Source organism: Methylophilus sp. UBA6697 (genome assembly GCF_002454655.1).
Taxonomy (GTDB): Bacteria; Pseudomonadota; Gammaproteobacteria; order Burkholderiales; family Methylophilaceae; genus Methylophilus.
In genome coordinates this window covers 33500-48306 of sequence record NZ_DKJH01000025.1, presented here as the reverse complement: position 1 = coordinate 48306, position 14807 = coordinate 33500, and the positions used below count along the sequence as shown (strand labels likewise).

Below are 14807 nucleotides of genomic sequence, written 5' to 3'. Positions count from 1 at the left end.
TGACTCACGATTTATTGATGGATGATTGTGATCTGACCTCACGCGGACCATAGCATGCATTTTTTGCAGAGTCACCTGCTGAGACCCTGCAAAAAATGCAGGGTTCGCTTGCCTTTGAAGCGATCACGCCCTCATCTTCTGCTGGAAATAAGTTGTAACCATATGATTTATTTGAATAACGTTCAAACCCACTTATGCCTTGCAGGTTGGCATTCTTATTGCAAAAAAAGCTTATTTAAACTGGGAGCCATTGTGAAACGTTTGATCATGTATACCTGCCTGGCCTTGCTGACCGGTGCCGCTTTTGCCGACGAAGCTCTGGATAACGAATTGGCCGGCCTGCAACATGCCTGGGCAAAAGCCACCTACCACACCAGCAAAGACCAGCAAGAAGCCTCTTTTAAAACCCTGAGTGAACAGGCACACCAGCTGACGGCGAAAAACCCGGAGGCCAATGAGGCGCAGATATGGGAAGCCATCGTCCTCAGTGGCTACGCCAAAAGCATGGGGCCACTCCATCCGGTCAATGCCCTGAAAGCCGCTGAGCAGGCACGCGACTTGTTACTCGCCAGCATTAAAACCAATCCACAGGCACTCAATGGCTCAGCTTACACCACATTGGGTTCATTGTACTTTCGCGTACCCGGCTGGCCGATTGGCTTTGGTGACAAGAAAAAAGGCCATGAATACTTGGAAAAGGCTCTGCAACTGAATCCGACAGGCATAGATAGCAATTACTTTTATGCGGACTACCTGCGCGCGCAGGGTGATTACAGCCAGGCCGTTACGTATTACCAGAAAGCCTTGCAAGCACCCTCACGCCCGGGCCGGGAAGATGCGGATGCTGGCCGCAAGCAGGATATCGAAGAAGGCCTGAAACTGGCACAGAGCAAACTTAAATAAGATTTATCAATATCCATTGGAGCAATCATGATGCGTAAACACGCCCTCTTATTTTTAATCAGCAGCCTGACCTTGGCAACACCGTTGTGGGCCAGTGCAGAAGGCTTTTATGCCGGGGCAAACCTGGGGATAGGCATGCCAAACTTAAAAACACCCAACGGGGTCGACAAAGATAGTCAAGCTGTCGCCGGGCTTGTAGCAGGCTACAAATTCAACCCTTATTTTGCTGTAGAAGGCCAATATACTGGTATTGGCAAGGTCACTGACAATGCGCATGGCAGCGTCAAGGCCGATGCCCTCAGCCTGACCGCAGTAGGCACATTGCCACTGAACGATGCTTTTGATGTCTATGGAAAATTAGGGGTTGCTGCCACCAGCAGCAAAGTATCGGGCTTAAGTGCTTATGACGATGCAACCCACATGGGGGCCACGTATGGCCTGGGCGCAGAGTACCATTTCGACAAGGCTATTGCCATGCGTGTGGGCTGGGATCACTACCAAGCGGAAGTGGACGTTAACGGCGGTGGCAGCAAATCTTTTAATTCCAACGTCACCAGTGTCGGCTTTATCTACAACTTTTAACGCTAAAACTGGCTAAAGCACCCGGCCTTTAGCCAGCGATTAGAACTTGATTTTGGATGCTACCAGTGACGCAGCAGCAGTCCTGGTTTCAACCCCCAGTTTCTGGAAGACATGTTCAAGGTGCTTATTGATGGTGCGTGGACTGGTGCCCAGTATCTCACCAACGTCTTTATTAGTCTTGCCCTTGACGGTCCAGTACAACACCTCTGACTCACGCTTGGTGAGCTGAAACAACTTACCCAGTGATTCAATCTGCGCTTCGTCCGAATGCTCGCGTAACACCACCACCCATTGCTCTTCACTGGTATTGGCCACGGTCAGGCTCAGACGTGCATTGCCCTGATTGACACTAAGCGTTTGCATGGACTGCCCGCTGGAGAATTGCTGTATACAGCTTTCCAGCCACTGGTAAATCATGGGCGGCAAGGTTTGCACAGCACTGTAAGCCTCTTTGGCTGCCCACTCGGCAAAATACTGTTCCAGGTATTGCTTGGCCAGCGGCGTTTGCCACACCAGGCGTTTGTCACTCGGCAGAATAGCAATCGTTGCCTGGCCAAAGGCATCCAGCGCTGAAGTAGCCTGATGCATTTTGGTGGCATTCTGCACATGTGCCTTGAGCCGGGCCAACACCTCTGCCGGGCGTACCGGCTTGGTGACATAGTCCACACCACCGGCATCGAATGCCATGGTGACATGTTCGATCTCGGTCAGGCCGGTCATGAAAATCACCGGGATATGCTGGGTTTCTGCCGCAGCCTTAATGCGACGACAAGTAGCAAAACCATCCAGGCCAGGCATCATCGCATCCATTAAGATCACATGCGGCTGCATCAGATGCGCCACTTGCAACGCCATCTCACCGGAGTTGGCGACATAGACCTGGTAGCCGGACTCATCCAGTGCGTCATGCAGATAGGCCAGGTTTTCTGGCACATCATCCACAATTAACACGGTATGGCTATGGCTGGTCATTTTTGGTGTACTCCTCAATCAAGCGTTGCAGTTTAGCAAAATCAAAGCGCTCCATGGCCTGTTGCAGGTCATGAATAAATGTTTGATGTTGCGAATGTTCTCTATTCAGGGTGGCTAATACTTCGCGCACACCCTTGACGTAACCCATACGGGCGAACTGGGCCATATTTTCCAGCAAGATCGCTGGTACAGGGTCAACATCACTCGCAGGCTCAGCCGGTTTAAGGGCAAGCGCCGACTGGGATGCCGCGCTATCTACATAACGCCAGGTCAGGCCGAGCTGATTGCCTATCCAGTCCAGCACCTCGTCCAGGTTAACCGGTTTGACAAAAAAGTCTTGTGCCGGAATCTTGGCCTGATTATCCAGGCTGCGGTCATAGGCATTGGCGGAGATAATCGCAATCGGCAGTTTGGATTGATGCACCTGGCGGATGATATAAGCCGCCTCCCAGCCATCCATCACCGGCATGGCCAAGTCCATCAGGATCAAGTCTGCATGCACCATCTGGTACTGGTTCACACAAGCCTGGCCGTTACCTGCTTCATGCACAATAAAACCCAGCGGCTGCAAAGCATCGCGCAATAACTCACGATCGACCTCTTCATTATCCACTACCAGCACGGTCTTGATCGGCCCTTCATAACCAATACGCTGCCGCACGGCTTTTTTCGATAAATGTGCTGTTTCACGAATCTGCGGCAAGAATAAGCGAATTTCAAATCGCGTACCACGTCCCAGCACACTATCAAACTGCATTTCGCCGCCCATCAACTGCGTCAGCAGCTTGCTGATGGTCAGACCCAAACCGGTGCCACCGATCCCCACCACATCGGCTGCACTGCCGCGCTCAAACGGTTCAAAAATCTTCTCCACCTCATTCGGCGCAATGCCAGGGCCGGTATCCTCAATATCGATCTGTGCTATTTCCCGCGCGTAGCTCACACGGAAAGTCACGCTGCCCTTGGTGGTGAACTTGACCGCATTGCCCAGGATATTGACCAGTATCTGCATGAGCCGCTTATGGTCGGCCCGCACATACTCTGGCAAATTGCCAGACTGCTCGAAATAAAATGCCAGGCCTTTGTTTTGTGCCTGGATTTCAAACATGCTGACCATCTGGCTGATAAACTCGGGGAAATGCAGTGGCTTGACATCAAAGGTCATTTTGCCACTTTCAATCCGCGCAATATCCAGCGTACTTTCAATCAGTGACAACAAATGCTCACCGCCGCGGCTAATGGTTTTAATCGCCTGCTTGCGGTGGTCGGGGATGCTGTCGTCATTGGTCAGCAGTTGCGCATAACCCAGGATACTGTTGAGCGGCGTACGCAATTCGTGACTGATGCCGGTAATGTAGCGGCTCTTGGCCTGGTTCGCCTCTTCGGCCAAACGCCGTGCTTTCTGCAACTGCGTATCGGTCTTTTTGTGCGACTCGATCTCTTCCAGCAACAAGCCGGTTTGCCGGTTAGATTCTTCCTGTGCCACCCGTCGGCTGGCCGAAGTCAGCACCAGCCACCAGGCCACAATGCCACCCAAAAACAGCAAGGCGACAAATACCTTTAAATAGCCAGAACGGAAATGCTGCATCAGCCCAGGATACTCCCGGCCAACAGTCAGGGCATCATGCAGGTAAATCAGGCCAATGGTGGCCCCAAACAAAATCATGGCGATCAGCATGAGCAATAAGAAATGCGCCACCCCACCATTTAAATGCGGCCACAAACGCGGTGGTAAAAACTTCTTGTTGAGCGCCTCCCACTGCGCGCTGAGCCTGGCTTGGGGTTTGCAAGCATCATGGCAACGCGCATCCAGACAACAGCACAAAGAACAAATAGCGCCGCCATAAGCCGGGCAATGCGCCATATCACTCACCTCATATTCGCGCTCACAGATCACGCATTGTTTGGTGGTCGAGGGTTGCAAATAGGTTGGACGTTGCCTGGCCAGGTAGTATTTACCTTTGGTATACCAGGCAATCAGCGGCGACATTAACAACGCAGTCACCAGTGAAATAAAGGTAGAGAATGACTGTGCCAGCACACCCATGATGCCGGTATACGCTGCGATCGACACCGCCGAAGCAATAAACATGGCCCCGACACCCACCGGGTTAATATCGTATAAATACGCACGCCTGAACTCAATGCCTTTAGGACTTAAACCCAAGGGCTTATTGATCACCAGGTCGGCCACCACGGCGGCGATCCAGGCGATGGCGATATTGGCATACAGGCCCAAGATTTCTTCCAGCGCCTGAAATACATTGAGCTCCATCAGCACAATGGCAATCATGACGTTAAACGCCACCCACACAATACGGCCAGGGTGGCTATGCGTGAGGCGGGCAAAAAAGTTAGACCAGGCCAGTGAACCGGCATAGGCATTGGTCATATTGACCTTGATTTGCGACACACAGACAAACAGCGCCGTCACCGCCAACGCTACCTGGTGGTTACTGAATACGTGCTCAAAACCGACCCAGTACATATGCGTAGGGTTCACCGCCGAGCTCAATGGCATATCGCGGTTATACACCAGGTAAGCGAGCAAGGCGCCTGCCAGCATTTTGAGCATGCCCAGAATGACCCAGCCCGGCCCGGCCATCAGCACGCCCAGGTTCCAGCGCCAGTAATTCTCCTTGTTGCGCACTGGCATAAAACGCAAGAAGTCGACCTGTTCACCAATTTGCGGAATCAGCGCCACACCCACCGCCGTCGCGGTGCCGAACATGACCCAGTTAAAGTGGCCACCATCTGTAGACACGCCGGCAAAGCTACTGAGCCTATGCAACACATCCGGATCCATCTGCAAGATAGCAAAGAACGGCAAAAACATGAGCGCAATCCAGAGCGGTTGCGTAATCATCTGGATACGGCTAATCAAGGTCACGCCGTGCGTCACCAGCGGAATCACAATCAGCGCACTGACCAGGTAGCCGAGATAGAGCGGCAAATGAAAATACAACTCCAACGCATAGCCCATAATCGCCGCTTCGAGTGAAAACAGGATAAACGTGAACGAAGCGTAAATAAACGAGGAAATGGTCGAACCGATATAGCCAAAACCGGCACCTCGTGTCAGCAAGTCCATGTCCAGGCCGTATTTGGCGGCGTAGTAGCTGATCGGCAAGCCGGTCAGGAAAATAATCAGGCCGACGGCCAGGATCGCCCACAAGGCATTGGGAAAACCATAGTTAATGGTAATGGTGCCGCCAATCGCCTCCAGCACCAGGAAAGAAATCGCCCCCAGCGCCGTATTTGAGACACGCAAAATCGACCACTTACGGAAAGCCCGTGGGGTATAGCGCAGCGCGTAATCTTCTATGGTTTCGTTAGCGACCCAATTGTTATAGTCGCGACGAATCTTGACGATACGCTGTATCGGCTCGGCATGCGGTGCCTGTGATAGCTCGGAAGGGTTAGACAATCAACAATCCTTAAAAAGACGGGACCGTAAGAGGAAAATAAGCGCCCCAGCGTATGCTAGAGCGTGAGATGAAATCAATCACTACGTTAATTGACGTAGCATAACTAAAGCATGCCACAAATAAAAAATGCGGATAACAAACTTATCCGCATTTTACGTTTGCTGTCTCGCCACAGCCTGTTATTTTAAGCCCAGAGCAAACTGGCTCCCAAATAGGCACCTAAGACCAGCATGATTCCGCCCAACCCTCTGGACACCGAGTTCGCCCACGACTGCGGCTGACGCCCTAATGCCCAGCCAACCCCATGCAACAGCGCAGTCGCCACCATCATACCGGCCAACGCAGCCCAATGATTGCCTAACTCCACACCGTGTAAATAACCATGTGCAGCCGCAATCACCGCAACACCAGCAAGCTGAACGCTACGCGATAGCTTGATCTCTGCCAGCAACAAAGCGCCCATCACCAACACACTCAACGCCACCAGCAGCTCAGCCATAGAGACAGATAACCAGGTCATCGCCATGAGCGCAGCCACCCCCATCGCCAACACAAATAACACTGGCAATTGCCAGCCTTGCCCTTGTGGCCGACGCGCGGCCCACACGCCAAGTGACAGCATCACCAGCAAATGATCCCCACCGGTAAGCGGATGCAGGAAACCCGCCGCAAACCCAGTCGTCAGGCCATGCCCTGGATGCGCCCAAGCCACGCCAGATACCAGGCTAGCTGCGACACCCCAAACAATACTTTTTTTCATTCAATCTTCTCCAACAGAATTAAGTTAGCCATGTATGATGGATTCATAGAGACAGCGATGTCGCTATAACATCAGGCCCCGCTTTTCGATAAACTGCACAATCTCCTCCAGCCCCTGTCCGCTCTTCAGGTTGCTGAACACAAACGGTTTCTCACCACGCATACGTTTGGCATCCTGGTCCATGACTTCCAGCGAGGCGCCCACCATAGGTGCCAGGTCGATCTTATTGATCACCAGCAAATCTGATTTGGTAATGCCAGGGCCGCCTTTACGTGGAATTTTTTCACCCGCAGCCACGTCGATCACATAAATAGTCAGGTCAGACAACTCCGGGCTGAACGTCGCCGCCAGGTTATCGCCACCACTTTCGACAAACACGATATCCAACGTTTTAAAGCGTTTGCTAAGCTGGTCGACGGCTTCGAGATTCATAGAGGCATCTTCACGAATCGCTGTATGTGGGCAACCACCAGTTTCGACGCCGATGATACGTTCTGGCACCAGTGCTTGATTACGGGTTAAAAATTCGGCGTCTTCCTTGGTGTAAATATCGTTGGTGACGACTGCGATGTTATATGCCTCACGCAAACGTTGGCACAACGCCAGGGTCAGAGCGGTTTTACCGGAACCGACCGGGCCGCCAATGCCTACGCGCAAAGGCTCTTTGTAGTCGGTAACGGCGGGCGTGGGCGTGTCAAATTGGGTATGTATTTTCATGATCTAAATAACCTGCTGTATTGTGTTTCATGTTGACAGCCAGCGATGCTGAGCAGCGGGTTGAAATTGCTCATTTCATCCTCTGGCAGTTGCATCGCAACCTGTATTACTTGCGGCAATTGCTCACCCAAAGCGAGCAGAATGGTCTGGCCAGCGACCTGTCCTAATGGCACGGCTTTCATGGCAGCACTGGCCTGATTTTCCAGCCAGCCCCAGGCATAACCGTGCAACATCTGCTCGGGCGCAATCTGCCAGTGCTGGGCAATGGCCGCATAGAGCGTCGGAAAAGCAGGTGACTCCAGCGTATTCACCTGCGCAACTAGTTCGGCAGACATCGGCTTTAAATCATTCAACAGCCGCCGCAACGAATATCCCATTTGCCGCGTCTCCGCCCAACCTTCGGCGGTATCGCGCCCGGCCTGGTAAAAACTGTCCCAGGCTTGCACTTGCTGCATGTCGCCTGCCTGCCAAGCTTGATATAAACGGTATAACACCGGCAACTCAAAGCGCGCATGATAGACCTGCAAACTGTCGCCTATCCAGCCTTGGGCCGAAGCGACATCTTTCACCTCGCCGGACTCAATAGCCCACTCCAATCCTTGCGAATAACCATAAGCCCCCACCGGCAGCAGCGGACTTGCCAGTTGTAGCAACCGACTCAGTGCCAGTGCATTAGCCATGCGCATGACCATCCTGCCGTGGGCGCAACGAATGTAAGACATCCTCACCATGCCGGTGGCCACCACCATAGGCGCCCGCTTCCGGCTCAAATGGTGCATGCACTTCACTCACCTGCATACCTAGACCCAGCAGCATATCCCTGAGCACATAATCCTGCTCCAGGCGCAGCCAGCCATCGCCAATCTGCAAGGGCACATGGCGATTGCCTAAATGATAGGCAGCTCGCATTAAATCTCTTGGGGTAGGCGCAATCACGTTATAGACAGGCTCTTGCGCGGCCACAATCTGCACCACCAGACTGCCGTCCTCTGATTGAATCAAATCGCCACCGCGTAAAATAATGCCACGGCTTAGAAACAGGGCAGCTTCACGACCAGACACCAGCGCCACACGCAGACGACTTTTCTGGCGTTGATCAAAAGGTAACTCTAATTGATCGTCGATACGGCCGCTGACAGTAATACGTTCGGTTAAATGAATCATGATTAAAACAGGAAATAACGTTGCGCCATCGGTAGCACTTCCGCCGGTTCACACACCAGCGGCATGCCATCAGCCAACACTTCATAGGTTTCAGGGTCGACCTCGATTTTAGGCATCCAGGTGTTATGTATCATGTCTGACTTTTTCACATCGCGTGTGCCTTTCACCACGATAAGCGGCTTTTGCAGGCCTAATGCGTGCACTTCAGGATTATCCAGCCCGGCTTGCGAAATAAAGGTCACTGCGGTTTTCAAACCACCACCATAAGCGCCAAACATGGGGCGGTAATGCACCGGTTGCGGCGTCGGAATAGACGCATTTGGGTCGCCCATCGCCGCTGCGGCAATCATGCCACCTTTGATAATGGTAAACGGTTTCACGCCAAAGAATGCGGGTTTCCAGACGACTAAATCAGCCAGTTTACCGACTTCCACGGAACCCACTACATGCGAAATACCATGTGTCAGCGCCGGGTTAATGGTGTATTTGGCGATATAGCGTTTAATGCGGAAGTTGTCGTTGCCGGGAGTATCCTCAGCCAACGGGCCGCGCTGGATCTTCATTTTATGTGCGGTCTGCCAGGTGCGGATAATCACTTCACCGACGCGCCCCATGGCCTGTGAGTCAGATGACATCATGGAAAACGCACCGAGATCGTGGAAGATATCTTCAGCGGCAATCGTTTCGCGGCGGATACGGCTCTCGGCAAAAGCGATATCCTCGGCAATGGCTGGATCCAGGTGATGGCAGACCATAAGCATATCCAGATGCTCGTCAATCGTATTGACGGTGAATGGCCGCGTCGGATTGGTCGAAGACGGCAACACATTCGGATGGCTGGCCGCTTTGATAATATCCGGCGCATGGCCGCCACCCGCGCCTTCGGTATGGAAGGTATGAATAGTGCGGCCTTTAAAGGCACCTATGGTGGTTTCAACAAAGCCGGATTCATTGAGCGTATCACTATGAATCGCCACCTGGATATCCATCTCGTCAGCCACACTCAGGCAGTTATCAATCGCTGCGGGCGTCGTGCCCCAATCTTCATGCAATTTAAGGCCGATCACGCCTGCGCGCACCTGCTCACGCAGCGGCTCAGGCAAACTGGCATTGCCCTTGCCAAGAAAGCCTAAATTCATAGGGAACGCATCCGCAGATTGCAACATACGGTGGATATGCCATGGCCCCGGCGTACAGGTGGTCGCAAATGTGCCAGTGGCTGGCCCAGTACCGCCACCTATCATGGTGGTGACACCAGACATCAATGCTTCTTCAATCTGCTGCGGACAAATAAAGTGGATATGCGTATCAATGCCGCCGGCGGTGATAATCATGCCTTCACCGGCAATCACCTCAGTACCTGCACCAATGGCAATGGTCACGCCGGGCTGGATATCCGGGTTCCCGGCTTTGCCAATGGCAGAAATATAACCGCCCTTGATACCGATATCGGCTTTAACAATGCCCCAATGGTCAATAATCAAGGCATTGGTAATCACGGTATCAGCTACTTCCGCCGCCAGGCCCTGGCCTTGGCCCATGCCATCACGAATGACCTTGCCGCCACCAAACTTGACCTCTTCACCATAAATGGTGAAGTCTTTCTCCACCTCTACCCATAACTCGGTATCCGCCAGGCGCACTTTGTCGCCCACAGTCGGGCCAAACATTTCGGCATAGGCACGTTTATCCATTTTAATGGTCATTGCTTACTCCCATCCTTGAGGCTCCCCATCACCCGTGCAGCAAAGCCATATACTTTTCGATCACCAGCCAGTTGCACCAATTGCACGGTACGCGTCTGACCAGGCTCAAACCTCACCGCCGTGCCTGCAGCAATATTTAACCGGCAGCCATAAGCCAGCGCACGGTCAAATGACAAGGCGTCGTTGGTCTCATAAAAATGGTAATGCGAACCAACCTGAATCGGCCGGTCACCCTTGTTCGCCACATTCAGCGTCACGGTTTCGCGCCCTGTGTTTAGTTCGATGTCGCCTGCTGCGACCTGCATTTCGCCGGGAATCATATTATTTTTCCTATTGAACCTTTTAGATGCGTCAGTGAATGATCAAAATGGATGAAGTGCAAGGCGCACGGAACGCAGAAACCGGAATGTACATGTAGTACATGAGGATTTCGAGTACCGCGCAACGCCGCAATTCGCCATTTTCATCATTCACACCTATGGAATGGGGTGATGGACGGTCACTAATTTCGTCCCATCCGGAAAAGTAGCCTCCACCTGTATATCCGGAATCATTTCCGGCACGCCTTCCATCACGTCATCACGCGTCAGCAAGGTGGTACCAAAGCTCATCAGCTCAGCAACCGTATTACCATCGCGCGCACCTTCCATAATGGCTGCCGTGATATAAGCGATCGCTTCGGGATAATTGAGTTTTAAGCCACGCGCCTTGCGCCGCTCTGCCAAAAGTGCGGCGGTAAATATCAGTAACTTGTCTTTTTCTCGGGGAGTAAGTTCCATCGCTGCGTCTCTTTAATAGTTATTGTTCTAAGTGTTCCAAATGCGCGGCCTGATCGCTGCGCGGCCGTAATACCAGGGCCGCAGCAGCTGCCAGCATTGTTCGAAGTATTGCCTGGCCTGCTGTGAGGCCTGCCCGACGTAGCGGATCGCCAGCACTTCCGGCAAGGCCGTGATGCCGGTCTTGGCATCGGCAGGCACGAGTTCCCTGCACGCCTGCACCACTTCAGCAGGCACAGCCCCCGCGCAGACTAAAAAAGTACCAAATACCACCGCGCCACCCAAACCAATGCGACTGCTCGTCAGCACATCAGCTGCACGCATATGCACACGTTCGTTCCAGATTAGCCTGCCATCGCGACGTATCTGTTGCTTTAACTGGTAAACGCCGGTTTGCCAGGCCTCTTGCTGCGCCTGACGGCCCAGGCAGGCAATATCCCAGGCAGCAAATCTGGCATCGGCAGCCAGGTCTATCTCGGCACCGAAGCGCACTTCAGCCGCGTCGAACAAGATATTTTCTTGCGGCAACCACTCCAGCCCACTGCCAGCGGCCAGGGTAAACTTTAAATCCTGCGAAGCCAGTGTGCCATTGGCTTTATACCATTTACCGGCACCAGGTGTCGTCAACAAGGCTTGCGCGCCCTCACCCACATTGACCTGTAACTGCAAGGCGTCACCGCCCGCCACGCCACCAGGCGGGTGCACAATCACCGCATGGCAAATGGCGTCACCCTCGGGATGCAATGATTTTTGCACGACCAGCGGCCCGTTATGCAGGCGATGTGCCAGGTAAGATCGTTGCTCGCGCAAGGCGAAGCCTAATTCGAGTCGCGCCTGCCAGCGCTTGTGTTGAAACTTGCTCAGGGAAGGCAAAGGCGTTGCCGAGTTAATATCATCCATACCGACGCATCATGCCACAGGCAAATCAAGAGTGTTTATTTTTTTATATTTGCCACAGAGGACACAGAGAGCACAGAGATTTCAACTGCTGCGTTAGGTTTTTCTCTGTGAACTCTGTGCTCTATGTGGCTAAAACTATCCGAATCTAAACAGACAGATAACTTTTCACCTTGGCCGCATCGACATTATCACGCGTATCTTCGTGAATAAAACGGCCTTTATCAATCACGATAATACGGTCAGCGACCTCCATGGTGAAACTCAATACCTGCTCAGAGACAATGATGGTGATCTCACGCATTTTGCGGATTTCATTCAACACTTTAGCAATGTCTTTAATAATCGACGGTTGAATACCCTCGGTCGGTTCATCCAGCAATAATACTTTAGGATTGGTCACCAGCGCACGGGCGATGGCCAGTTGCTGTTGCTGGCCGCCGGACAAGTTACCGCCCTTGCGTTTGCGCATTTCATGCAAAACAGGAAACAAGGCAAAAATATCATCCGGAATTTCGCCAGAGGAAGACTTCTCCAGCCCGGTTTCGATATTTTCCTGCACGGTCATATTCGGGAAAATCCAGCGCCCTTGTGGCACATAGGCCAGGCCTTTCATGACACGGTCATGCGTGGCAGCACCTTGCAGATCCACCCCATCGACCGTCGCCTTGGTCGCCTTGCTTGGCAAAATGCCCATCAGCGATTTAAACAAGGTGGTTTTACCCATGCCGTTGCGACCCATAATCGCCAGGGTTTCGTTTTTGTTGGCTTTGAAGTTCAGGCCATGAATGACCTGACTTTGGCCATAACTCACCTGCAAATTCTCAATTTCAAACATGCTGTGCTCCTTTAATGGCCCAATAATTAATGACCCAAGTAAACTTCAATGACTTTTTCGTCAGCCTGCACCTTTTCCATCGGCCCTTCAGCCAGAATCTTGCCCTGGTGCAATACCGTGACTTTGTGCGCGATTTTTTTCACAAATTCCATGTCATGCTCAATCACAATCACCGAACGGTTCTGGCAGATACGGTTGAGCAAATCGGCCGTCTGGTCGCGCTCTTTTGCACTCATGCCCGCCACCGGTTCGTCCAGCATCAGCAACTCAGGCTCTTGCATTAGCAACATACCGATTTCCAGCCATTGCTTCTGGCCGTGGCTGAGCAAAGCAGATTCCATATCGAGAAACTCGGTCAACATAATGTCTTCTGCAACTTTACGTACACGGTCTTCAACCTCTTTGGTGCGTTTGAAGGTCAGGCTACCAAACACGCCACGGCCTTTGGGATAAGACACTTCCAGGTTCTGGTACACCGACAGGTTTTCGTAAATCGACGGGTTCTGGAATTTGCGGCCAACGCCCGAGCGTACGATTTCATGCTCTGACAGCTTGGTCAGCTCGGTATTATTAAACTTGATCGAACCGGAGGTCGATTTGGTTTTACCGCAGATCAGGTCCAGCACGGTCGTCTTGCCAGCACCATTCGGGCCCACCAGCACACGCAGCTCATTTTTGTCGATATACATGGTGAGGCTATCCACCGCTTTAAAGCCATCGAAGGAGACGGTTAAATCTTCTACAGCCAAGACGAAGTCTGTATTACTCATGCTTCTGCTCCTCTCAATTTGTTACTCTCGATTGCAGGGCTTACGTCTGCTTTCTTGCGTGTCACTTTTTTGCTGACCACACTGGTAGATTCAGTGGCCAGAGATGCTTCAGTGGCTGTGTCGGTAAGGACTGCTTGCGCTTCTACCTCAGAAGTACTTACCTCAGGCTTTTTTACAGGCTTGGCTTTTTCTTTAAACCAACCATATTTGGTCGCATACTTATCCCAGATACCCGCCAGACCGCTCGGGAAGAACATCACCACGGCGATAAACAAGCCGCCCATCAGGTATAACCACATTTCAGGGTAATTCTCGGAGAATACGGTTTTACCGTAGTTCACCAGTAAGGTGCCGTAGACCGCACCGATCAGTGACGCACGGCCACCAACAGCACAGAAAATCACCATTTCAATCGAAGGCACAATCCCGACGAAGGAAGGTGACATAAAGCCGACTTGCAGCGTAAACATGGCACCACCGACAGCAGACATCATCGCAGCCAGGCAAAAAATAAAGATTTTAAAATTGGAGACGTCGTAACCGGAGAAACGTACGCGCTCTTCTTTGTCACGCATGGCCAGCAACAACATGCCGAACTTGCTGCTCATGATGTATTTGGACAGGAAAATCGCACCGAACAACAACAGGCCATTCACAAAGTACAGGATATATTTGGCAGAGTCAGTCCGGATATCCCAGCCCAGCATGGTGCGCAAGTCAGTCATGCCGTTGACACCACCGGTATAGCCTTGCTGGCCGACAATCAGGATACTCAGGATCAAGGCAACAGCCTGGGTGATGATGGAGAAATACACCCCGCCCACCCGGCGTTTGAACATGGCGTAACCAATGAGGTAGGCGAATAATGCCGGGATCGTCAACACGGCAAAGATGGTAAACGGCAAGCTCTTGAACGGCTCCCAGAACCATGGCAAGGCCGTGAGCTGGTTCCAGTCCATAAAGTCAGGAATGCCTGGCGTAGACTGGATTTTGGTGCTCAGCGGATCAGAAGCCTCCAGCTTCAGGAACATCGCCATGGCGTAACCACCGAGGCCGAAGAAAATGCCCTGGCCTAAACTCAGGATACCGCCGTGCCCCCACAACATGACCAGGCCCACCGCAACAAACGCGTAAGTCAGGTATTTACCGATTAGATTGAGGCGGAAAATATCTACGCCCAGTGGCAATACAACGAAGATGATGGCCGCCAGCACAGCCAGGCCGATCACCCCCTCCTTACCACCCAGTACAGGACTGGCTTTCATTTTTTCCCATAATGTCATCAAGATTTCTC

At 52.3% G+C, this 14807-nt stretch carries 15 protein-coding genes; 2 read left to right on the top strand and 13 right to left on the bottom strand.

Annotated elements, in window-relative coordinates; genetic code table 11:
- Positions 1–252 precede the first annotated feature (252 nt).
- Both B3355_RS07690 and B3355_RS07685 read left to right on the top strand, forming a co-directional pair.
- Positions 253–903, top strand: a complete 651-nt coding sequence (locus tag B3355_RS07690; protein WP_292782247.1) for a hypothetical protein — start codon at positions 253–255, stop codon at positions 901–903.
- 27 nt (positions 904–930) lie between these two features.
- Positions 931–1485: an outer membrane protein gene (locus B3355_RS07685; RefSeq protein ID WP_292782244.1), complete on the top strand. Its 555-nt coding sequence runs from the start codon at positions 931–933 to the stop codon at positions 1483–1485.
- A 39-nt stretch (positions 1486–1524) separates the two neighbouring features.
- Here B3355_RS07685 and B3355_RS07680 read toward each other — a convergent pair whose 3' ends face one another.
- From B3355_RS07680 to urtC, 13 genes are all read right to left on the bottom strand, one after another.
- Entirely contained in the window at positions 1525–2457 is a 933-nt protein-coding gene (locus tag B3355_RS07680) for a response regulator transcription factor (RefSeq protein WP_024929627.1), read from the bottom strand.
- Positions 2444–5884: a hybrid sensor histidine kinase/response regulator gene (locus B3355_RS07675; RefSeq protein ID WP_292782240.1), complete on the bottom strand. Its 3441-nt coding sequence runs from the start codon at positions 5882–5884 to the stop codon at positions 2444–2446. The genes B3355_RS07680 and B3355_RS07675 overlap by 14 nt, the downstream gene beginning before the upstream one ends.
- A gap of 185 nt (positions 5885–6069) precedes the next feature.
- Entirely contained in the window at positions 6070–6645 is a 576-nt protein-coding gene (locus B3355_RS07670) for a HupE/UreJ family protein (protein ID WP_292782237.1), read from the bottom strand.
- Positions 6646–6708: 63 nt separating this feature from the next.
- Positions 6709–7362: an urease accessory protein UreG gene (gene ureG / locus B3355_RS07665; RefSeq protein WP_292782234.1), complete on the bottom strand. Its 654-nt coding sequence runs from the start codon at positions 7360–7362 to the stop codon at positions 6709–6711.
- Positions 7359–8042 carry an urease accessory protein UreF gene (locus B3355_RS07660; RefSeq protein WP_292782231.1) on the bottom strand — a complete coding sequence of 228 codons (684 nt, stop codon included), beginning with the start codon at positions 8040–8042 and terminating at the stop codon, positions 7359–7361. The genes ureG and B3355_RS07660 overlap by 4 nt, the downstream gene beginning before the upstream one ends.
- Complete coding sequence (ureE, locus tag B3355_RS07655) at positions 8035–8526, bottom strand: urease accessory protein UreE (protein WP_292782228.1); 492 nt, start codon at positions 8524–8526, stop codon at positions 8035–8037. Before ureE ends, B3355_RS07660 begins: the two co-directional genes overlap by 8 nt.
- A 2-nt stretch (positions 8527–8528) precedes the next feature.
- Positions 8529–10232 carry an urease subunit alpha gene (gene ureC / locus B3355_RS07650; RefSeq protein ID WP_019881620.1) on the bottom strand — a complete coding sequence of 568 codons (1704 nt, stop codon included), beginning with the start codon at positions 10230–10232 and terminating at the stop codon, positions 8529–8531.
- Positions 10229–10552, bottom strand: coding sequence for an urease subunit beta (locus B3355_RS07645; protein ID WP_292782225.1), 324 nt, complete (start codon positions 10550–10552; stop codon positions 10229–10231). Before B3355_RS07645 ends, ureC begins: the two co-directional genes overlap by 4 nt.
- A 156-nt stretch (positions 10553–10708) precedes the next feature.
- Positions 10709–11011, bottom strand: a complete 303-nt coding sequence (gene ureA / locus B3355_RS07640) for an urease subunit gamma (protein WP_019881618.1) — start codon at positions 11009–11011, stop codon at positions 10709–10711.
- A gap of 27 nt (positions 11012–11038) precedes the next feature.
- A complete protein-coding gene (locus tag B3355_RS07635; protein ID WP_292782222.1) occupies positions 11039–11908 on the bottom strand; it encodes an urease accessory protein UreD in 870 nt (289 codons plus the stop codon).
- Between the two features lie 145 nt (positions 11909–12053).
- Positions 12054–12743 carry an urea ABC transporter ATP-binding subunit UrtE gene (gene urtE / locus B3355_RS07630; RefSeq protein ID WP_019881616.1) on the bottom strand — a complete coding sequence of 230 codons (690 nt, stop codon included), beginning with the start codon at positions 12741–12743 and terminating at the stop codon, positions 12054–12056.
- Positions 12744–12769: 26 nt separating this feature from the next.
- Positions 12770–13513, bottom strand: coding sequence for an urea ABC transporter ATP-binding protein UrtD (gene urtD / locus B3355_RS07625; RefSeq protein WP_019881615.1), 744 nt, complete (start codon positions 13511–13513; stop codon positions 12770–12772).
- Positions 13510–14796 carry an urea ABC transporter permease subunit UrtC gene (urtC, locus tag B3355_RS07620; protein ID WP_292782335.1) on the bottom strand — a complete coding sequence of 429 codons (1287 nt, stop codon included), beginning with the start codon at positions 14794–14796 and terminating at the stop codon, positions 13510–13512. The genes urtD and urtC overlap by 4 nt, the downstream gene beginning before the upstream one ends.
- Between the last annotated feature and the right edge of the window lie 11 nt (positions 14797–14807).

Bases quoted from the DNA above. Each gene is read 5' to 3' on its own strand.
- ureA (WP_019881618.1), bottom strand. From the start codon at position 11,011: ATGGAACTTACTCCCCGAGAAAAAGACAAGTTACTGATATTTACCGCC.
- ureG (WP_292782234.1), bottom strand. From the start codon at position 7,362: ATGAAAATACATACCCAATTTGACACGCCCACGCCCGCCGTTACCGAC.
- urtD (WP_019881615.1), bottom strand. From the start codon at position 13,513: ATGAGTAATACAGACTTCGTCTTGGCTGTAGAAGATTTAACCGTCTCC.
- B3355_RS07685 (WP_292782244.1), top strand. From the start codon at position 931: ATGATGCGTAAACACGCCCTCTTATTTTTAATCAGCAGCCTGACCTTG.
- B3355_RS07680 (WP_024929627.1), bottom strand. From the start codon at position 2,457: ATGACCAGCCATAGCCATACCGTGTTAATTGTGGATGATGTGCCAGAA.
- B3355_RS07660 (WP_292782231.1), bottom strand. From the start codon at position 8,042: ATGGCTAATGCACTGGCACTGAGTCGGTTGCTACAACTGGCAAGTCCG.
- urtE (WP_019881616.1), bottom strand. From the start codon at position 12,743: ATGTTTGAAATTGAGAATTTGCAGGTGAGTTATGGCCAAAGTCAGGTC.
- ureE (WP_292782228.1), bottom strand. From the start codon at position 8,526: ATGATTCATTTAACCGAACGTATTACTGTCAGCGGCCGTATCGACGAT.
- B3355_RS07645 (WP_292782225.1), bottom strand. From the start codon at position 10,552: ATGATTCCCGGCGAAATGCAGGTCGCAGCAGGCGACATCGAACTAAAC.
- urtC (WP_292782335.1), bottom strand. From the start codon at position 14,796: ATGACATTATGGGAAAAAATGAAAGCCAGTCCTGTACTGGGTGGTAAG.
- B3355_RS07635 (WP_292782222.1), bottom strand. From the start codon at position 11,908: ATGGATGATATTAACTCGGCAACGCCTTTGCCTTCCCTGAGCAAGTTT.
- ureC (WP_019881620.1), bottom strand. From the start codon at position 10,232: ATGACCATTAAAATGGATAAACGTGCCTATGCCGAAATGTTTGGCCCG.
- B3355_RS07670 (WP_292782237.1), bottom strand. From the start codon at position 6,645: ATGAAAAAAAGTATTGTTTGGGGTGTCGCAGCTAGCCTGGTATCTGGC.